We start from the raw sequence: 18,676 nt of genomic DNA, 5'->3' as shown, positions 1-18,676 counted from the left end.
CCCCGAAAAAGCACGTGGCCGATGCCTGAGGGTGCGTTATCGGGACATATTTGTGTCCAGGGGTCCGCGTTCGGCGGGGCAAGCACGGGAGCCCGGCGGACCTGGGCTGTGTCCGCCTGAAGATCTTTGCGGTGCAGTGAGGCGTGGAGAAGTGCGGTGAGGTGGGCCGAGACCTTACCTGGGAGCGCAAGGTCCCTGGCGGGGGCCTTCCGCACTTCACAGCGGTGGGCCCGGGCCTGTGCAGTCCGCACATGGAACGAGGGCCAGGACCCACGCCCGCGCCCCGGGAACATGTGTGCTGCGATAAAACCGTGTACCGGCCGGTCAATGTGCGTGGTGCAGCACAGTGGTTCAAGGCGGCCGGAAGGGGCGGCTGGGGCGTCCCCGGTGTTCCCGGCGCGATGTGGAAGACTTGAGCCGGAAACCCATCATCGAAACCGAGAGGTAGGCGCTTCCATGAGTGAGCGGTCCAACGATCAGTCGGGTTCGTCCTCGGCCTCCCACCGGGACCAGCCGCAGTACGGTCAGTACTCCGACGACCGGGTTCAGAGTGCGGGCGGGACGCAGCAGCCCGAGTACGGCCAGTACAGCGATCCGTCCGCTCAACAGGGCGGCCAGGGCTACGGAAACAACGCCTCCCAGGCCGACGGCTACGGCGCCACCGGCCAGTACGGCGGTGGCGACCAGTACGGTGCCTCCAACCAGTACGGCGGTGGCGACCAGTACGGCCAGTCCGGTCAGCAGTCCTACGGCGACCAGGCTTACGGCAATCATGGCTACGGCAACCAGGGCTACGGCGCCGGCGGCTACCCCCACCAGGGTTACGGCGTCCAGGGCCAGGACACCCAGGGTGGCTACCCCACGCACTACCAGAACGAGTACAGCCAGGGGGGTTACGACAACCCCTACGCTCCGGTGCCGGGCCGCGGGCTGGGCATCGCCTCACTGGTGCTCGGTATCCTGGGCATCCTCACGTTCTGGTTTGCCGGTCTGGGCGGTGTACTGGGCCTCGTGGGCCTGATCCTCGGCATCATCGGCGTGGTCAAGATCCGTAAGTCGCGCCGTGGTTCCCCGGCACTCGCGGTCGTGGGCATCGTACTCTCCGCACTCGCGCTGCTGGGAGGCATCCTGATGGCCGTGCTGTTCGCCTGGGTCTTCGGTCAGGCCGCCGATTGCATGGACCTCGCGGTGGCCGGAAGCGACGCCGCGTACCAGGAGTGCGTGCAGAACGCCCTCAACGATTCCTTGAACTCCTGAGGTCCCCGCGGGTGATCCCCGCCCCTCGGATGAGACGGACGAGCCCGGTGTCACGCACGTGACACCGGGCTCGTTCAGTCCTGGGGGGCGCGGGTACCGAGGACGTCCAGAGCGGCGTCGTGCAGGAGACCGTTGCTGGCCAGGGCGTTGTCCCCGAAGGGACCGTCCTGCCCGGCCAGGGACGTGAAACGCCCGCCGGCCTCGGTGACGACGGGCACGAGCGCGGCCATGTCGTAGAGGTTGAGTTCGGGTTCGCACGCGAGGTCCACCGCGCCCTCGGCGACCATGCAGTAGGACCAGAAGTCGCCGTAGGCCCGCGTGCGCCACACGGAATCGGTGAGCTCGATGAACTGCTCGCGCACACCCAGATCCCGCCATCCGCTCAGGGACGAGTAGGACAGCGACGCGTCCGAGAGCTGGTTGACCGAGGAGACCGACAAGCGCGTGGCCTGCGAGAGGGAGCGCCCGGTGAAGGCCCCCGACCCGGCGGCGGCCCACCAGCGGCGGTTGAGCGCCGGCGCGGACACCACGCCCAACACCACCTCACCGTCCTCGATCAAACCGATCAGCGTGGCCCACACGGGTACGCCGCGCACGTAGTTCTTGGTGCCGTCGATCGGGTCGATGACCCACTGGCGGCCGCCCGAACCCGTGGTCCCGAACTCCTCGCCGATCACGGCGTCCCGATTCCGTACGCGCCCCAGTTGCGCGCGGATCACCTGTTCGGCCTCGCGGTCCGCGTCCGTCACGGGTGTGAGATCGGGCTTGGTCTCCACGGTGAGGTTTTGGGACTTGAACCGTTTCATGGTCAGCCCGTCCACGGAATCCGCGAGGATGTGGGCCAGGCGGAGGTCGTCCGTGTAACTGCTGGGTGCACGCATGCGTCTACGTTATCGCTTGTCCGAGCTGCTTCTCGCTGTCCCCCCGCTGTGTCTGCCCGCGCGACGCCGCGAGCAACCTGCGCAGCGATTCGAGCCGCTGCGGGGCCGCCGGGGAGGCCCCCGGGCGGTGCACCCACGCGTCCAGCGCGCACCCGGGGGAATCCTCCGTGTGCAGGCACCCGCGAGGACAGTCTGCGGTGGCGGGGACCAGGTCGGTGAACGCGTTGAGCAGTTCCTCCTCGGGCACGTGGGCCAGACCCAGGGAACGGATCCCGGGGGTGTCCACGACCCAGGTCCCGGGGCGGGTTCCGGGCACCGTGAGGGCGCGCGCGGAGGACGACGTGTGCCGGCCACGGCCCGTGACGTCGTTGACGCCGCCGGTGGCCCGCTGCGCTCCCGTGAGGGCGTTGACCAGCGTGGACTTGCCCACGCCGGAGGGCCCCAGGAACACGCTCACATGACCGTCCAGCAACGACCGCAACCGCTCGAGGGAATCGGGGGACACGGCCAGGGACTGCTCGTGGATGCCGGCCTCGGGTCGTTCGCCGCGGTCGGTCGCGCGCTGCGTGCTGAGGGTGATCACGTCCAGATCGTGGAGGTAGTCCAGGAACTCCGTGGGATCGGCCAGATCGGACTTGGTCATGCACACCACGGGGGTGATTCCCGCGTCCCATGCCGCCACCAACCCGCGGTCCACGAATCCCGTGCGGGGGGTGGGAGAGGCCGCCGCGAGCACGAGCACGAGCCGGTCCGCGTTCGCCACGATCACGCGTTCCACGGGATCGGTGTCATCGGCACTGCGACGCAGCACGGTGGCGCGCGGTTCGATCCGCACGATGCGTGCCAGGGTGTCCGGGGCACCGGTGACGTCACCCACGACGCCCACGAGATCCCCGGGCACGATGGGCCGGCGCCGCAGCTCCTTGGCGCGCACGCACGTCACCGTGCGCGGTTGTTCCTCGTCCTCTCCCACCACGCACGTGTACCGGCCGCGGTCCACGGCCACCACACGTACGATCACGGCGTCCTCGTGCGTGGGTCGCTGCTTGGTGCGAGGGCGGGAGCCGCGCTTATTCGCGCGGATCCGGACGTCGGACTCGTCCCAGGTCCTGCGGGCCACTGCGTCAGGAACCCCGCCGCACGAGGCGGTCCCACATGCCCGGGAAATCGGGAAGCGTCTTGGCGGTGGTGGCGACGTTCTCCACCCGGATCCCGAACACGCGCAGGCCCAGGATGGCTCCCGCGGTGGCCATGCGGTGGTCGTGATAGCTGTGGAAGACTCCGGCGTGCAGCTCAGCGGGGGTGATCAGAAGTCCGTCCGCGGTCTCCTCCACGTTCCCACCCAGCGCGTTGAGCTCGGTGCTCAACGCGGCGAGCCGATCGGTCTCGTGCCCGCGCAGGTGGGCGATACCGCGCAGCACGGAGGGGCCGGTGGCTAGCGCGCAGATCGCGGCCACGGTGGGCGCGAGCTCGCCGGCTTCCGAGAGATCCAGGTCCACCCCGGCGATCTCGTCCGGACCGGTCACGGTGAACGTGCTGCCCTGCACACGGACGTCCGCGCCGAACAGGGGCAGGATCCGCCGCCACTGATCCCCGCCCTGCGTGGTGTGGGCGGGCCAGTCGGGGATGCTCACGGTCCCGCCCGTGACCACGGCCGCCGCCAGGAACGGTCCGGCGTTGGACAGGTCCGGTTCCACGGTCACGTCCAGGCCGGCGACGTCGCTCGGGCTGACCCGCCACGCGGCGTCACCGATGCGCTCGGCGGCCACACCGGCGTCGCGCAGCACGGACACGGTCATGTCCACGTGCGGTAGTGAGGGCACACCGGAGCCGCCCTCGTGGTGCAGTACGAGCGGGGAGTTGAAGCGCACCGCGGAGAGCAGTAGTGCGGAGACGAACTGGGACGAGCCGCTCGCGTCGATCGTCACGGTGCCCCCGGTCACCGATCCGGTGCCGACGACCCGCAACGGCAGCGTGCCCCGGCCGTCGCCCTCGACGGCCACGCCGAGCTCGCGCAACCCCGCGATCACGGGACCCATGGGACGCACGCGCGCTCCGGCGTCGCCGTCGAAATCCACGACCCCGGAACATAGCGCCGCCAGGGGCGGGACGAAGCGCATCACGGTACCCGCAAGACCGCAGTCCACGGCCACGGGCCCGGTGAGGGTATGCGCGCGGGGCAGGGGGGTGATCCGCAGATCCGGACCGAACGGCCCCGGGTCCGGCAGCGCTTCGATCACCGCGCCCAACTGCTCGAGCGCGGTGATCATGAGCCTGCTGTCACGCGAGTGCAACGGCTTGCGCAGCACGGACGGTTCATCCGCGAGGGCCGCGAGGACCAGATACCTGTTGGTCAGGGACTTGGAACCGGGGACGGCCACCGTGCCTCTCACGGCGGCCCCCTCCGAGAAGGGGGCCCGCCAGTGAGCGGCATCCAGGGCTTGCGGTTCGCCGTTGCTCGGCATCACGTGGCGCGGTGCTCCTAGTTGGAAACGGCGTCCTGGACGACCTTCTCGGCCTGCTCCAGCTTCTTCTTGGTGTCCTTGCCGACCTTGACCGCGTTCTTGCGGACATCGTCGGCGAGGTGGCTAGCGCGCCACACGAGGGACGGGTTGCCCGAAGTGTCCACGGCCGCGATCATCACGGCACCCAGCAGGGACACGTTCTTGAGCAGGTCCGACCGGCGGGCGGCCTTGCCCTCGGTGGTGCTCGCGTCCGCGGAGCGGTATTGGGTGTAGCCGTTGAGCGCGGTGGTGCCGAGCAGCACGGTGGACGACAGGCGCGGGAGCTTGCTCGCGGCGAGCAGCGACGCCGCGACGACCTGGGCGGCGGCGATGCCCTGTGCGACCTGAGCGCGGTTGGCGGTCACGGGGCGCACCTGCGGGGCGGCGCTCTCGAGGGCCTTGAGGACCGGGTCCAACTGCTTCGCGGCAGCGGACGAGTTGCGGAACGCGTTGACGCCCCCGGCGATGTAACCGGTGGCGAGCAGCGGGCGGGCGAGACGACGAACAATGCTCATGGTTCTCCTCCTTACGGCCCCGGCATCTCCGGGTACGCACTGTAGCCATCCTATCGGCCCGAGTTCGCGCCGCCGCCGGGAATACTCGCACGGCGCGTGCGTGTTATCCACGGTGTACAGAAGCGCCACATATGTGACGTAACACTCGGCAACGACCAGGGAAGTGGGTGACGGCGGAGGATGACGGCCCCCACCTTAGACTGGGACGTGATGAACGATCAGCGAACTCACGATTCCCATCCGGTGGAACACCCCGAAGAGGTGCCCGCCGGAGCGGAAACCACGCAGCAGCGCCGTGAGCGTTTCGAACGCGACGCCATGCAGTACGTGGACCAGCTCTACGCCGCGGCATTGCGCATGACCCGCAACCCGTCCGATGCCGAGGACCTAGTGCAGGAGGCCTACACCAAGGCGTTCTCCGCATTCCACCAGTACAAGCCGGGGACCAATCTCAAGGCCTGGTTGTACCGGATCCTGACCAACACGTACATCAACCTGTACCGCAAGCGGCAACGCGAACCGCGCCAGGCCAACACGGACACCGTGGAGGATTGGCAGCTGCACCGAGCGGAGTCGCACACCTCCACGGGACTGCGTTCTGCGGAGGCGGAGGCGTTGGACCACCTGCCGGACTCGGACGTCAAGCGAGCCCTGCAGGAGTTGCCCGAGGAGTTCCGTCTGGCGGTGTACTTCTCGGACGTGGAGGGATTCGCCTACAAGGAGATCTCCGAGATCATGGACACGCCCATCGGAACCGTGATGTCCAGGTTGCACCGTGGCCGCAAGCTTCTGCGCGAGAAACTGGGCGACTACGCCCAAGAACGAGGATTCGACACGTCCAAGGTCCAGAAGAAGACCAAGGACGGCGCACGAGCGAAGGATCGAGGCTAGAGCATGACCGCGAAACCGTGTCACAACGGCTGCACCGACGAACGCATCCAGCGGATCTACGAGTACCTGGACGGGGCACTGACCACCGAGGACCTCGAGGAGATCCACGCGCACCTCACGGACTGCGCCGACTGCGAGCGCGAGTACAACCTGGAGTGCGTGATCCGCTCCGTGGTGAAGCGTTCGTGCTGCGAGACCGCGCCGGACGAGCTCAAGCGCTCGATCCTCGCGCGCATCGACGCCCAGTGCAACGAGCACCCCGCTGCCTGAGGACCGGGCTGCGCCGGTACCGGGCGGGATGAGTCGCCGGCGGCGCCCAGCGGCGTGAGTGCTCAGCCGCGCAGGGACCCGGGGAACGAAGTACCCGATGACGCGGCTCCCTCGGACAGAGCGAAGCCCCCGTGACCGATGACGGTCACGGGGGCTTCGTGATGCGTTCGCCGAACCTCAGGAATTGGGCCGCTTGCCGCGGTTTGCCGAGTTCTTGCGACGATCCTTGCGCTTACGTCCACGCTTGCTCATGATGTACCTCCTGCGATGATTGGCTGGGACATCGTCTGTCAGTATCTCACATTCCGGGCGGTGCTCATGCCACCGCTCCGGTGCCGCCCATGCCATAGGGGTGCCCCCGGACCCTGCGGCCAGCGCCACGGGTGGTGTCACCCGGAACCGCCGCCCCGCATTGCCGCGGTCGCCACGGCGAGAGGCGAGCTCAGCGCGGCTCGGGCAGCTGCAGCCAGTCGTACCACCCGCGGTGCAGCACAAGCCACGCGATGAGCCCGTAGCCGGCCTGACCGGGGTTGCCGTGGTTGGCGGCGAGGTCCTTGCGCCACTGCTCATGGTGCTGCAGGGGGTTGAACGTGTCCACGTACACGTGGTTGCGCCGCGTGGTCACGTCCCCGTAGGCCGCAGAGAGGTCCGCGATCTTGCGGTTGCGCTGCGGGTCCAGGGTGGGTGGGGGACCCACGACGAGTACCTTGGTGTTGTTCTGGGTGGCCTGGTCCACGATGTTGGCCATGTTCAGCCGGGACCGGGCGGAGGTGATCCCCAGGTCGATGTCCAGGGCGGACGGTGCGATCACCAGACGGTTGTCGCACGCGGAATCGAAGCGGCGGGAAGCCTCCGCGAACCAGTGGTCGTTGAGGGTCTCACTGCCCTGACCAGGCGCGGCGAGATTGTAGGCGTCCACGGGAACCACGTCTCGGGGGGTGCGCGCCATGACTCGTCCGAACCAGCCGAGCGCGCGGGGGTCGTCCACGCCGGCCAACAATTCGTCTCCCACGGCCACAATGCGGATCCTGCGTTGGTCCACTCTTCTTACATCCTTCGCTAGCTGGGACCCGGGGGGCCGTCTCGCGACGGCCCCCGGGCGGATCATGCCCGGTGATTGGGCGGGGACGTACGACGCCGCGCAGCTCGCGGTCCCGTGCGCCGGGCGGCACTCACTCGCCGCGGGCGAACGCCTGCTGCACCAGGGTCTCCAGCTCCGCCGTGTGGCGCTTGGCCGAGCCGTTGGCGGGGGAGGCCGAGGCGGGGCGGGACGCGAGCGTGATCGGGCGGTCCAGCTGCGGCACGAGGTTCACGGCCATGAACGGCCACGCACCCTGGTTGGCGGGTTCGTCCTGAGCCCACAGGATCCGGGCCTCCGGGTAGCGCGCCAGCTGTTCCTTGATCTCGTCCACGGGCAGCGGGTAGAGCTGCTCCACGCGCACGATCGCGGTGGAGTGGTCGTCCGACTTCTTCCGCTGGGTCACGAGGTCGTAGTACAACCGACCGGAGACCAGGATGACGTCGGTGACCTTGGCGTCGTCGAGCCCGGCGGTGTCCGGGATGACCGTCTGGAAGCCGCCCTGCGTGAACTCCTCCACCGGGGACGCCGCGGCCTTCAGGCGCAGCAGCTGCTTGGGCGTGGCCACGATCAGCGGCCGGCGCGGGCGCGAGTACGCCTGGCGGCGCAGCAGGTGGAAGTGGTTGGCCGGGGTGGAGGGCTGGGCCACGATCATGTTCTTCTCCGCGCACAGCACCAGGAAGCGCTCGATGCGCGCGGAGGAGTGGTCGGGTCCCTGGCCCTCGAAGCCGTGCGGCAACAGCATCACCAGGTTGGAGCGCTGACCCCACTTCTGTTCCGCGGAGGAGATGAACTCGTCCACGATGGTCTGCGCACCGTTGGTGAAGTCACCGAACTGCGCCTCCCACACCGTGAGCGCCTCGGGGCGTTCCACGGAGTAGCCGTACTCGAAGCCCAGCACGCCGTACTCGGAGAGCAAGGAGTTGTAGATCGAGAACCGTGCCTGGTCCGCGGAGAGGTGGTTCAGCGGGGTCCATTCGGCACCGTTCTCGGCGTCGAAGAACACCGCGTGGCGCTGCGTGAACGTACCGCGGCGCACGTCCTGACCGGACATCCGCACCGGGACACCGTCCATGAGCAGCGAACCGAAGGCCATGAGCTCGCCCATGCCCCAGTCGATCCCGCCCTCGCGCGTCATCTCGCGGCGCTTCTCCGCGAGCTTGTGCAGCTTGCGGTGCATCGTGAAGCCCTCGGGCAGGTCCACGTGGGCGTCACCGATGCGGTGAGCCGCTTCCTCGGAGATGGCCGTGGTCTTGGGCACGGACACCCCGGAATCGGCCTGCTGCGCGGACGGCCGCTCGATGTTGGCGATCGCGGCGGCGTCCCCGGTCACGAGCGGGACCGTGGAGGTCTGGGCCTCATGGGTCTCGGCGAAGACCCGCTCCAGACGCTCCTGGTAGTCCTTCAGAGCGCGGTCCGCTTCTTCCTGCGTGATGTCCCCGCGGCCCACGAGGTTCTCGGTGTAGACCTTGCGCGTGGAGCGCTTGCCGTCGATCAGGGAGTACATCAGCGGCTGGGTCATCGAGGGGTCGTCGCCCTCGTTGTGCCCGCGGCGGCGGTAGCACACCAGGTCGATCACGACGTCGCGCTGGAACCGCTGGCGGTACTCGAACGCGAGCTGCGCCACACGGGCCACGGCCTCGGGATCGTCCGCGTTGACGTGGAAGATCGGGGCCTGCACGGTACGCGCGACGTCCGTGGAGTACGTGGACGTGCGGCCCGCAGAGGGCGCGGTGGTGAAGCCCACCTGGTTGTTGACCACCACGTGGATGGTGCCACCCACGTTGTAGGCCTCGAGCCCGGACATCTGCATGACCTCGTAGACGATGCCCTGTCCGGCCATCGCGGCGTCACCGTGGACCTGGATGGGCAGCACGGGGTACTCACCGTTACCCTCCGGCCCGGCGCCCAGCACGTCCGTCTTGGCGCGGGCGATGCCCTCGATCACCGGGTCCGCGGCCTCCAGGTGGGAGGGGTTCGCGGCCAGGTACACCTGGGTCTCGTTGCCGTTGTCGGAGGTGAACACGCCCTCGGTGCCCAGGTGGTACTTCACGTCACCCGAGCCCTCGGCGGCGCGCGGGTCCTGGCTGCCCTCGAACTCGCGGAACACCTGGGCGTAGGACTTCCCGGCGATGTTGGTCAGCACGTTGAGGCGGCCGCGGTGGGCCATCGCGATGCCCACACCCGCGAGGGAAGCATCCGCGGCCTCGGAGATGATCGCGTCCAGCAGCGGGATCAGCGACTCGCCGCCCTCCAGCGAGAAGCGCTTCTGACCCACGTACTTGGTCTGCAGGAAGGTCTCGAAAGCCTCGGCGGCGTTGAGCCGCTCGAGGATGTGGAACTGCTCCTCGCGCGCGGGCTTCTGGTAGTCACGCTCGAGCTTGGACTGGAACCATTCGCGCTGCTCGGGCTCCTGGATGTGCATGTACTCCACGCCCACGGTGCGGCAGTAGGCATCCCGCAGCCGACCCAGGATCACGCGCAGCGTGAGCAGGCTCTGGCCGCCGAAACCGCCGGTGGGCCACTCGCGCTCCAGGTCCCACAGGGTGAGCCCGTAGGTGCGGATGTCCAGGTCCGGGTGCTTGCGCATCACGTACTCGAGCGGGTTGGTGTCCGCCATGAGGTGACCGCGCACGCGGTAGGAGTGGATCAGCTGCTGGATCCGGGCGACCTTGTTGATCTGGATCTCGGGGTTGACCTGGTTGTCCACGGCCCAGCGGACGGGCTCGTAGGGGATGCGCAGGGCCTCGAAGATGTGGTCGTAGAAGTCATCGCCGCCCAGCAGGTAGTGCTCCACGAGCTTGAGGAACTCACCCGAACCGGCGCCCTGGATCACGCGGTGGTCGTACGTGGACGTCAGGGTGATGACCTTGGAGACCGCGTTGCGCGCGATCGTGCGGGGGGAGGCACCCTTGTACTCGGCGGGGTAGTCCAGCGCACCCACGCCGATGATGCACGCCTGGCCCTTGGACAGTCGCGGCACCGAGTGCACGGTGCCGATGCCACCGGGGTTCGTCAGGGACACCGTGGTGCCCGCGTAGTCCTCCATGGTCAGCGCGCCATTGCGCCCGCGCTTGACGATGTCCTCGTACGAGGTCCAGAACTGCTGGAAGGACATCTCTTCCGCACCCTTGATGTTGGGCACCACCAGGTTGCGGGAACCGTCCTTGTTGGGGATGTCGATCGCGATCCCGAAGTTCACGTGCGCGGGATGCACCGCGGCGGGCTTGCCGTCCACCTCGTCGTAGATCACGTTCTGGGACGGGAAGTTGGCGAGCGCGCGGATCACGGCGTAGCCCACGAGGTGGGTGAAGGACACCTTGCCGCCGCGGTTACGGGCCAAGTGCGAGTTGATCACCAGGCGGTTGTCGATCAGCAGCTTGGCGGGCACCGCGCGCACCGTGGTGGCGGTGGGCACGGTCAGGGAGGCGTCCATGTTGGCGGCCACGGCCTTGGCGGGACCGCGCAGCTTGACCACGGTGTCCTCGGCGGGTTTGTCCTGGCCCTTGTCCTTCGCACGGTCCTCCGGCTGCGCCCGGATGGGGCGCTTGGTTCCGGAGCCCTCGCTGGTCTCGGTCTCGGTGTCCACGCCTTCGGGTCGTCCCTTCGCCTTGGAACCGGTGGTCGACGGCGCCGGGGACTTGGCCCGCTGCGCCTTCCTGGGCGCCTCCGCGCCGGCACCGGAGGTGTTCTGCTCGGTCTTGGACGAGGTTGACGCCGTCCCGGAGGCGGGCTTGTTCTCGCCGAACGTCCCGGAGGAGGCCTTGTCCGCGGACGTCTTGGCGGCGGCGTCGTCGCGCCGTACAGCGGGACGATCACCCCCGGACGTCCGCGCAGCCGCCCCCTGGGACGGGGCGGCTGCTGAGGTCTTGGTGTCGGGGGTCTGGGTATCGGACTGGTCGTCGCCGGCCATCTGTTCGAAGATGGGCCACCACTTCTTGTCCACCGAGTTCTTGTCCGCCTGGTACTTGTCGAACAGCTCATCCACGAGCCATTCGTTGCCGGCAAATTCTTCAGGGATAAGGTGACGCGGCTGGTCTGGCACTAGTGATACGCCTCTTCCATCTGTGCTGGGTGTCCCGGGCGGCGAGCTGGTCCTTGCGGCCCTCGTGTGGCTCCCACGGAGCTTACCGGCCGCGGGACTTGCGAACTGGCTTCGCGCACGCAAAGCCGTACCGGTTTTTCAGTCTAGTGAGGCATCTGGACGGTTGCCACCTACCCGCCGGCCCGCCCGCCGGCCCGCGGCGGAGCACGTAGACTCTCCTCTTGTGCGATTCCTGACGACACCCACCACGGACCTGACCTACAATGACGTCTTCCTGGTGCCCTCGATGTCCCGGGTGACCTCCCGGTTCGACGTCGATCTGGCCCCCGCGGACGGCACCGGTTCCACCATCCCGCTCGTGGCCGCGAACATGACCGCGGTGACCGGGCGGCGCATGGTCGAGACCATGGCCCGGCGCGGCGGTCTGGGCATCCTGCCCCAGGACATCCCGCTGGACGTGATCGCGGAGGTGACCTCGTGGGTCAAGCAGCGCTCGCCGCGCTACGAGACCCCCGTGGTGATGCACCGCAGCAACACCGTGCACGACGCCCTGGGGATCATGCACAAACGCCCCCACGGCGTGGTCATCGTCGTGGACGCGGACGAGCACTACGCCGGCATGGTCCTGGACTCCGACTGCCGGGACGTGGACCGCTTCACCCAACTGGGGGACCTGGCGCATTCGGAGGGCCCCGAGTTCCAGGACAGCGACTTCCCCGTGGACTCCGACCCGGAGGTGTTGCGCGCCGCCTACGAGACGATGTCCGCCGCGCGCGTCAACGTGGCCCCGGTGCTGCGCGGACGCGAGGTCGTGGGCATCCTGACCCACCAGGGCCTGGTGCGTTCCACGATCTACGCACCCGCCCTGGACGACGACGGCCGGTTGCGCGTGGGTGCCGCGGTCGGAATCAACGGGGACGTCTCCGGCAAGGCCGAGCAACTGCTCGAGGCTGGGGTGGACGTCCTCGTGGTGGACACCGCCCACGGTCACCAGATCAAAGCGTTGGAGGCCGTGTCCGCCGTGCGGGACCTGCACCCCCGGGTGCCGATCGTGGCCGGCAACGTGGTCACCGCGGACGGCGTGCGGGACCTCGCGGGCGCGGGTGCCGACATCATCAAGGTGGGCGTGGGCCCCGGGGCCATGTGCACCACGCGCATGATGACCGCCGTGGGTCGCCCCCAGTTCTCCGCCGTGGTCGAGTGCGCGGAGGCCGCGGCCGATCTCGGCAAGCACGTGTGGGCCGACGGCGGGGTCAAGCACCCGCGCGACGTCGCCCTCGCGCTCGCGGCCGGCGCGAGCCAGGTGATGGTCGGATCCTGGTTCGCGGGCACGCACGAGAGCCCCGGTGAGATCAACATTGACGCCAACGGGCGCGCCTACAAGGAGTCCTTCGGGATGGCCTCGGCGCGCGCCGTGCGCCACCGCACTGCAGGGGAGGACCGCTTCGCGCGGGCCCGCAAGGCCCTGTTCGAGGAGGGCATCTCCAACTCCACCATGTACCTGGACCCCCAGCGCCCCGGCGTGGAGGACCTGCTGGACCACATCACCTCCGGGGTGCGCAGCTCCATGACGTACGCCGGTGCGGCCACGCTCGAGCAGTTCGCGGCGCGCGCCGTGGTGGGCATCCAGTCCCAGTCCGGGTACGACGAGGGCCGCCCCCGCTCGGAGTCCTGGGCCTGAGCGGCCCGTTCTCACCACGCCCCTTATTGAGAATGGTTCATGATATGCTCACGCACGGCTACATGACATTGATTCTCATTGGCGGGAGCCGGGGGTCGGACGAGGGAGATGGACGATGACCGCAGGGCGCAGCGTGCGCAAGGGTAGGACGAGCGTGTTGGGCGCGGGCGTGGTGGTGGGTCTCGCGCTCGCCGGGTGTTCGAGCGGGACCGCGTCGGACGCGCAAGGTTCGCCCGGTGCGGGGAAGATCGCCGTGGTCACCTCCACGAACGTCTACTCGGACCTCGCGTCCCAGGTGGGTGGCGACAAGGTCTCCGCGACCCCCGTGATCGACTCGAGCGCCCAGGACCCCCACTCCTACGAGGCCACCCCCCAGGACCGGCTGAAGGTGGAGAAGGCGGACGTCGTGGTGTGCAACGGGGGTGGGTACGACCAGTTCATGACCGATCTGGCCTCCGGCGGCCAGCACGTGGTGGACGCCGTGGAGGCCTCCGGTCTGCAGCGAGAAGAGGACGCGCACGACGACCACGGCTCCGGGCACCACCACCACGGCGACTTCAACGAGCACGTGTGGTACGACGTCGAGAGCATGCAGATGGTCGTGGACCGCCTGGCCGAGCAGCTCGGCCAGGTGGACCAGCAGAACGCCGAGTACTACCGGGACAACGCCGCGCGCGTGAAGAACGAGCTCGGCACGGTCGAACAGAAGGTCGAGGGGATCAAGGCCTCGGGCGGATACATCGCGACCGAGCCTCTGCCCGGGTACCTCCTGCAAGACGCCGGCCTGCACGACGAGACCCCGCAGGCGTTCACCGAGGCCATCGACGCCGGCTCCGACGCCGCACCCGCGGTGCTCAACGACACCCTCGGGCTCGTCAAAGGCAGCGACGTGAAACTGCTCGCCCTCAACAAGCAGACCTCCACGGGGCAGACCGACCGGTTGCGCTCGGCCGCCGGGGACGCCGGCAAGCCCGTGGTGGAGTTCACCGAGACCATCCCGGACGGGCTGAACTACCAGCAGTGGATGACGCAGAACGCGGACCGCGTGGCCCACGCGCTCCAGAAGTAGGGACATGAACGCACCCCAATCCGCACCCGAGGTGGCCGCCCGTTCCGGGGCCGACGACGCCGTCGTCCGGCTCAGGGACGCGCGCCTGGCCTTCGGGGACCGCACCCTGTGGTCCGGTCTGGACCTGGACGTCGCCCCGGGGGAGTACCTCGCGGTCCTGGGCTCCAACGGGACCGGCAAGACGAGCTTCCTGCGCGTGCTGCTGGGACTGCTCCCGCTCACGAGCGGGACCGTACGCGTCAACGGGACCCGTCCGCGGGCCGCCTCCGCCCGCGTGGGGTACGTGCCCCAACAGCGCGGCTTCCCGGCGCGCACGCCGCTGCGGGCCCGGGACCTCGTGGCGCAGGGCGTGGACGGGCACCGCTGGGGGATCCGACTGCATCCGCGCCGCGTGCACCGCACCGTGGACGAGTTGCTCGAACGCGTGGGTGCCACCGACTACGCCGACGCCCCCGTGGGCGTCCTGTCCGGGGGCGAGCAACAGCGCCTGCGCGTGGCCCAGGCGCTCGCTGCGGACCCCACGCTCGTGCTGTGCGACGAGGCCCTGCTGTCCCTGGACCTGCATCACCAGCACGTGGTGAGCGAACTCGTGCACGAACAACGTGAACGCAGCGGGTGCGCCGTGGTCTTCGTGACCCATGACGTGAACCCGATCATCGAGCACGTGGACCGGATCCTCTACCTGGCCAACGGCTCGTTCCGGATCGGCACGCCGGAGCAGGTGCTGCGTTCGGACGTGCTCTCCGAGCTGTACGGGACCCGCGTCGAGGTGCTGCACAGCAACGGTCGCATCCTCGTGGCCGGGCGCCCGGACAGCTCCCACCACACCGATTCCCCGGAGGAGCTGATCCTGTGAGCCTGGCCGCGATCGACTGGAACTCATTGTTCGGTTCCGTGTTCGTCTTCGACAACTACGGCGAACTGCTGTCCCTGCTGCGCAACTCCGTGTGGGCGGGCGCGGTGCTTGGCTTGGTGGGCGGGCTCGTGGGCACGTTCGTGATGATGCGCGATCTCGCGTTCTCGGTGCACGGGATCGCGGAGCTGTCCTTCGCCGGTGCCGCCGCGGCCCTGTTGGTCGGCTCCGATGTGGTCACCGGGTCCCTCGTGGGGTCCGTGCTCGCCGCGCTCATCATGGGGTTCATGGGCCTGCGCGCGCGGGAGGGCAACTCGTTCGTGGGCGTGCTCATGCCCTTCGGCCTGGGGCTCGGGATCCTCTTCCTGTCCCTCTACGAGGGCAGATCCTCCAACAAGTTCTCCTTGCTCACGGGCCAGATCGTCTCCGTGTCCTCCCTGCAGTTGACGTCGATGATCGTGCTGTCCGTGGTGGTGCTCGCCACGCTGCTTGTGGTGTGGCGGCCGCTGACGTTCGCGAGCACGGACCCGCTCGTGGCCCGGGCCAAGGGGCTGCCGATGCGCTCGTTGGCGATCATGTTCATGGTCGTGTTGGGGATCTCGGTCGCGATGTCCGTGCAGATCGTGGGCGCGCTGCTCGTGCTCGCGCTTCTGATCACCCCGGCCGCGGCGGCCATGAACCTCACCTCGAGTCCCGCGCGCACCGTGGTGCTCTCCGTGGTCTTCGCCGAGCTCGCCATGGTGGGCGGGATCCTCCTGGCGCTGGGCGGCAACGTCCCGATCAGCCCGTACGTCACGACCATCTCGTTCGTCGTGTGGCTCGTCTCGCGGTGCGTGCGCGCGGCGCGTGAGCGCTCGTCGTCGTATCGCCGTTCGACACCGCGGTCGACGACGCCGCTCGGCGCCGGTCGCGCGGTTCAGAGCAGGACGCGCACCGCGGCGGGGAGCACCTTGAGCGAGGCGGGCAGCGGACCCAACCGTTCGCCGTCGCCGTAGGCCGCGTCCCGCGGCTCGGAAGGGATACCGTGGGCCGCGACGGTCGCGGCCGTGGCGGGCACCACGGTGACCTCCCGCAGGGATTCGTGCGTGCCCAGGAACAAACGGGGGAATAGCCACGCGAGCCGCAGCGCGCCCACGTCGGAGACCATGAACAGCTCACCCGAGCCGTCCGTGGGATCCGCGCGGGGAACGATGGTCAGCCCGCCCCCGATCGACGAGGTGTTGGTCAGCGCCAGGAAGGTCAGCGTGCGGTCACTCACGTGGCACGCGCCGTCCGGGCCGGTCCAGCTCAGGTCGTAACGCCGCGCGCGCATGGAGACGGCCTCCACGGCGAGCGCGGCGACGTACTTGACCGAGTGCGTGACGCTGGACCAGCGGTTGGCGCGCGCGTTCACGCGGGCGTCGAGGCCGAGGCACACCGCGGTCGCGCACACGTGGTGGCTGCCGTCCGCGCACGTGACGTGCACGAGGTCCATGCTGCGTTCGGGGGACTCGAGTCCGCGCAGCACCCGGCCCGCCGCGCGTTCGACGTCCCCCACGGGTACACCGTGGAACCGGGCCAGATCGTTGCCGGAACCGGCCGGGATCAGCCCGAACGGGAACTCGACGCCCTGCTCGCGCAACCGGTTCAGTGACTGCAAGACCAGGTGGACCATGCCGTCTCCGCCGACCGCGACGACCGCGGCGATCCGGGTGGACGCGTTGCGCAGGGTCGCGGTGAGATCGCGGGAGAGGGCCTGGGCGGTGGCCGCGCTGAGCGGTCGGGGGTCGTAGCCGCCGGCCCGCAGGATGCCCACGGCGCGCTCGCACGCGTTCCGGCCCACGAGGGAGGCGCCGTTGTGGACGAGCAGGATCTCGCGGCGTGACATCCGGGTCACCGGGCGGGTTTCGCGGTTTCTCGGGCGTCGGAGGACTCGACGCGGCCCCGGGCCCCGCACTCGGCACAGATCCCGGAGATCTCCACGGTGTGGTCCACGTCGGCGTAACCGTAGCGGCGCGCGGTCTCCTCCGCCCATGTCTCGACGTCCGGAGCTTCGAGTTCCACGGCCGCGCCGCACGAGCGGCACACGATGTGATGGTGGTGGTGCTCGGCCTCGCACCGGCGGTAGATGGCCTCGCCCTCGGCGTTGCGCAGCACATCCACCTGACCCAGCTCGGCCATGGACTGCAGGATCCGGTACGTGGTGGCCAGGGACACCGACTGTCCGCGATCGCGCAACAGCCGGTGCAGGTCCTGCGTGGAGATGAAGTCCTCCAACCCCTGCAGCGCGCCGGTCACGGCACGGCGCTGCTTGGTGTTGCGAACCTCCGCGGTTCCGGTGGTCTTGGTGCTCAACCCAGGTGTCCTTTCCGCGAGCGGCCGTCCGGGACATCTTAACGTGCGGCGCGGACATGCACAGGCGGCGTCGTCACGGCCGGACCGAGCCGCTAGGGTGAAGCCATGTTGCTGACCAAGTTCACCCACTCGTGCGTGCGCCTCGAGAAGGACGGCGCGGTGCTCGTGATCGACCCGGGCACGTTCTCCGAGGTCGAGGAGGCACTGCGCGGAGCGGACACGGTCCTCATCACCCACGAGCACCCGGACCACTACGACGCCGAGCGGCTGGGCGCCGCCCTTTCGGCGGATCCCGAGCTCACGGTACATGCCCCGGGCCAGGTGATCGAGAAGCTCGCGGAGCACATCACGGACACGGACCGGTTGCACGCCGTGTCGGCGGACACCACGTTCACCGCGGGGCCGTTCTCCGTGGCCACGTACGGGGGTCAGCACGCACTGATCCACCCCCTCATCCCCATCATCGCCAACGTGGGCTACGTGATCGACGACGCCGTGTTCCACCCCGGGGACTCCTTCACCGTCCCGCACGGGCTCACCGTTCCCACGGTCCTGGTCCCGTTGCACGCCCCGTGGTCCAAGATGTCCGAGGTCATCGACTTCATCATCGCGACCCGCGCGCAGCGGGTGTACCAGATCCACGACGCGCTGCTCTCCGAGACCGGCTTCGGTGTCGTGGAGAAGCAGGTCAAGCATTTCTCGCAGGTCTACGGGACCGAGTACCGGCACCTGGACACTCGCGAGAGCGTGGAGCTCCACACCGCATGACCCATCCGGCCACCAGCCGGTTCCACCCGACGGAAAGGACATCACCGTGAGTTCAGTGTTCACCAGGATCATCGAGGGCGAACTGCCCGGCCGGTTCGTCTGGGCGGACGAGCACTGCGTGGGCTTCCTGTCCATCCAGCCCCTGTCCCAGGGCCACGTCCTGGTGGTCCCGCGCCAGGAGATCGACGCGTGGGTGGACCTACCCGTGGAGCTGGCCATGCACCTCATGAAGGTCAGCCAGTTCATCGGCAAGGCCATCGACGCCGCGTTCACGCCCAAACGGGTGGGGCTCATGATCCAGGGCTTCGAGGTGCCCCACACCCACCTGCACGTGTGGCCCACCAATTCGATCGAGGAGTTCGACTTCGCCCAGGTGGATCAGGACCCGGACCCCGCGGTCCTGGACGAGTCTGCCCGCCGGATCCGCGAGGCCCTCGAGGCCCAGGGCCACCAGGACGAGGTCCCGCAGCAGTAGCGACCGACGGCCTCGCTCACGGGTACCGGCGGCGGGTGCAATGCACCCGTCGCTG

At 69.0% G+C, this 18,676-nt stretch carries 18 protein-coding genes; 9 read left to right on the top strand and 9 right to left on the bottom strand.

Annotated elements, in window-relative coordinates; translation table 11 throughout:
* Positions 1-456 precede the first annotated feature (456 nt).
* The gene (locus IE157_RS10235; RefSeq protein WP_145006329.1) at positions 457-1,257 is read left to right on the top strand and encodes a DUF4190 domain-containing protein; all 801 of its coding nucleotides are present in this window, start codon (positions 457-459) and stop codon (positions 1,255-1,257) included.
* 74 nt (positions 1,258-1,331) lie between these two features.
* On the opposite strand, the gene hisN is transcribed toward IE157_RS10235, so the two are convergent.
* From hisN to IE157_RS10215, 4 genes are read right to left on the bottom strand one after another with little or no spacing between them, the layout of a single operon-like run.
* Positions 1,332-2,138 carry a histidinol-phosphatase gene (hisN, locus tag IE157_RS10230; protein ID WP_145006332.1) on the bottom strand — a complete coding sequence of 269 codons (807 nt, stop codon included), beginning with the start codon at positions 2,136-2,138 and terminating at the stop codon, positions 1,332-1,334.
* Positions 2,139-2,142: 4 nt separating this feature from the next.
* On the bottom strand, positions 2,143-3,258 hold the full coding sequence (rsgA, locus tag IE157_RS10225) for a ribosome small subunit-dependent GTPase A (RefSeq protein ID WP_064845831.1): 1,116 nt from the start codon (positions 3,256-3,258) through the stop codon (positions 2,143-2,145).
* A gap of 4 nt (positions 3,259-3,262) precedes the next feature.
* Complete coding sequence (gene aroA / locus IE157_RS10220; RefSeq protein ID WP_193519893.1) at positions 3,263-4,603, bottom strand: 3-phosphoshikimate 1-carboxyvinyltransferase; 1,341 nt, start codon at positions 4,601-4,603, stop codon at positions 3,263-3,265.
* A 17-nt stretch (positions 4,604-4,620) separates the two neighbouring features.
* Positions 4,621-5,157, bottom strand: a complete 537-nt coding sequence (locus IE157_RS10215) for a DoxX family protein (RefSeq protein ID WP_193519892.1) — start codon at positions 5,155-5,157, stop codon at positions 4,621-4,623.
* A 210-nt stretch (positions 5,158-5,367) separates the two neighbouring features.
* Here IE157_RS10215 and IE157_RS10210 point away from each other — a divergent pair, with 210 nt between their 5' ends.
* Positions 5,368-6,048 (top strand): sigma-70 family RNA polymerase sigma factor, encoded by a 681-nt coding sequence (locus tag IE157_RS10210; RefSeq protein ID WP_131332656.1) that lies wholly within the window; start codon positions 5,368-5,370, stop codon positions 6,046-6,048.
* A 3-nt stretch (positions 6,049-6,051) separates the two neighbouring features.
* Entirely contained in the window at positions 6,052-6,318 is a 267-nt protein-coding gene (rsrA, locus tag IE157_RS10205; RefSeq protein WP_131332657.1) for a mycothiol system anti-sigma-R factor, read from the top strand.
* Positions 6,319-6,495: 177 nt separating this feature from the next.
* On the opposite strand, the gene IE157_RS13110 is transcribed toward rsrA, so the two are convergent.
* The 3 genes from IE157_RS13110 to IE157_RS10195 all read right to left on the bottom strand — a co-directional run bounded on the left by IE157_RS13110 (position 6,496) and on the right by IE157_RS10195 (position 11,384).
* Positions 6,496-6,570 (bottom strand): 50S ribosomal protein bL37, encoded by a 75-nt coding sequence (locus IE157_RS13110; RefSeq protein ID WP_098054049.1) that lies wholly within the window; start codon positions 6,568-6,570, stop codon positions 6,496-6,498.
* Between the two features lie 190 nt (positions 6,571-6,760).
* Positions 6,761-7,360: a GDSL-type esterase/lipase family protein gene (locus tag IE157_RS10200; RefSeq protein ID WP_098054024.1), complete on the bottom strand. Its 600-nt coding sequence runs from the start codon at positions 7,358-7,360 to the stop codon at positions 6,761-6,763.
* A gap of 130 nt (positions 7,361-7,490) precedes the next feature.
* Positions 7,491-11,384: a multifunctional oxoglutarate decarboxylase/oxoglutarate dehydrogenase thiamine pyrophosphate-binding subunit/dihydrolipoyllysine-residue succinyltransferase subunit gene (locus IE157_RS10195; RefSeq protein ID WP_404820633.1), complete on the bottom strand. Its 3,894-nt coding sequence runs from the start codon at positions 11,382-11,384 to the stop codon at positions 7,491-7,493.
* Between the two features lie 280 nt (positions 11,385-11,664).
* Here IE157_RS10195 and IE157_RS10190 point away from each other — a divergent pair, with 280 nt between their 5' ends.
* The 4 genes from IE157_RS10190 (at position 11,665) to IE157_RS10175 (ending at position 16,039) form a co-directional block, all read left to right on the top strand.
* Positions 11,665-13,122: a GuaB1 family IMP dehydrogenase-related protein gene (locus tag IE157_RS10190; RefSeq protein WP_193519890.1), complete on the top strand. Its 1,458-nt coding sequence runs from the start codon at positions 11,665-11,667 to the stop codon at positions 13,120-13,122.
* Between the two features lie 115 nt (positions 13,123-13,237).
* Entirely contained in the window at positions 13,238-14,191 is a 954-nt protein-coding gene (locus IE157_RS10185) for a metal ABC transporter solute-binding protein, Zn/Mn family (protein ID WP_193519889.1), read from the top strand.
* A 4-nt stretch (positions 14,192-14,195) separates the two neighbouring features.
* A complete protein-coding gene (locus IE157_RS10180) occupies positions 14,196-15,047 on the top strand; it encodes a metal ABC transporter ATP-binding protein (RefSeq protein ID WP_193519888.1) in 852 nt (283 codons plus the stop codon).
* Positions 15,044-16,039, top strand: a complete 996-nt coding sequence (locus IE157_RS10175) for a metal ABC transporter permease (protein WP_064845350.1) — start codon at positions 15,044-15,046, stop codon at positions 16,037-16,039. Before IE157_RS10180 ends, IE157_RS10175 begins: the two co-directional genes overlap by 4 nt.
* On the opposite strand, the gene IE157_RS10170 is transcribed toward IE157_RS10175, so the two are convergent.
* Positions 15,961-16,911: a diacylglycerol/lipid kinase family protein gene (locus tag IE157_RS10170; RefSeq protein ID WP_193519941.1), complete on the bottom strand. Its 951-nt coding sequence runs from the start codon at positions 16,909-16,911 to the stop codon at positions 15,961-15,963. The genes IE157_RS10175 and IE157_RS10170 overlap by 79 nt on opposite strands.
* 5 nt (positions 16,912-16,916) lie before the next feature.
* Positions 16,917-17,378: a Fur family transcriptional regulator gene (locus IE157_RS10165; RefSeq protein WP_064845348.1), complete on the bottom strand. Its 462-nt coding sequence runs from the start codon at positions 17,376-17,378 to the stop codon at positions 16,917-16,919.
* Positions 17,379-17,483: 105 nt separating this feature from the next.
* On the opposite strand from IE157_RS10165, the gene IE157_RS10160 reads away from it, so the two are divergent.
* Positions 17,484-18,146 carry an MBL fold metallo-hydrolase gene (locus IE157_RS10160; RefSeq protein ID WP_193519887.1) on the top strand — a complete coding sequence of 221 codons (663 nt, stop codon included), beginning with the start codon at positions 17,484-17,486 and terminating at the stop codon, positions 18,144-18,146.
* Positions 18,147-18,192: 46 nt separating this feature from the next.
* Positions 18,193-18,621, top strand: coding sequence for an HIT family protein (locus tag IE157_RS10155; RefSeq protein WP_035964690.1), 429 nt, complete (start codon positions 18,193-18,195; stop codon positions 18,619-18,621).
* Positions 18,622-18,676 lie beyond the last annotated feature (55 nt).

It is taken from the genome of Kocuria marina (genome assembly GCA_014652975.1).
In the GTDB taxonomy this organism is placed as follows: Bacteria; Actinomycetota; Actinomycetes; order Actinomycetales; family Micrococcaceae; genus Kocuria; species Kocuria marina.
The sequence above is the reverse complement of the archived record's forward strand: the minus strand, read 5'-3'. Positions and strand labels throughout refer to the sequence as shown.

Excerpts from the sequence above, each read along its gene's own strand:
- IE157_RS10235 (WP_145006329.1), top strand. The coding sequence starts at position 457 with ATGAGTGAGCGGTCCAACGATCAGTCGGGTTCGTCCTCGGCCTCCCAC.
- hisN (WP_145006332.1), bottom strand. The coding sequence starts at position 2,138 with ATGCGTGCACCCAGCAGTTACACGGACGACCTCCGCCTGGCCCACATC.
- aroA (WP_193519893.1), bottom strand. The coding sequence starts at position 4,603 with ATGCCGAGCAACGGCGAACCGCAAGCCCTGGATGCCGCTCACTGGCGG.
- IE157_RS10215 (WP_193519892.1), bottom strand. The coding sequence starts at position 5,157 with ATGAGCATTGTTCGTCGTCTCGCCCGCCCGCTGCTCGCCACCGGTTAC.
- IE157_RS10210 (WP_131332656.1), top strand. The coding sequence starts at position 5,368 with ATGAACGATCAGCGAACTCACGATTCCCATCCGGTGGAACACCCCGAA.
- rsrA (WP_131332657.1), top strand. The coding sequence starts at position 6,052 with ATGACCGCGAAACCGTGTCACAACGGCTGCACCGACGAACGCATCCAG.
- IE157_RS10185 (WP_193519889.1), top strand. The coding sequence starts at position 13,238 with ATGACCGCAGGGCGCAGCGTGCGCAAGGGTAGGACGAGCGTGTTGGGC.
- IE157_RS10180 (WP_193519888.1), top strand. The coding sequence starts at position 14,196 with ATGAACGCACCCCAATCCGCACCCGAGGTGGCCGCCCGTTCCGGGGCC.
- IE157_RS10170 (WP_193519941.1), bottom strand. The coding sequence starts at position 16,911 with ATGTCACGCCGCGAGATCCTGCTCGTCCACAACGGCGCCTCCCTCGTG.
- IE157_RS10160 (WP_193519887.1), top strand. The coding sequence starts at position 17,484 with ATGTTGCTGACCAAGTTCACCCACTCGTGCGTGCGCCTCGAGAAGGAC.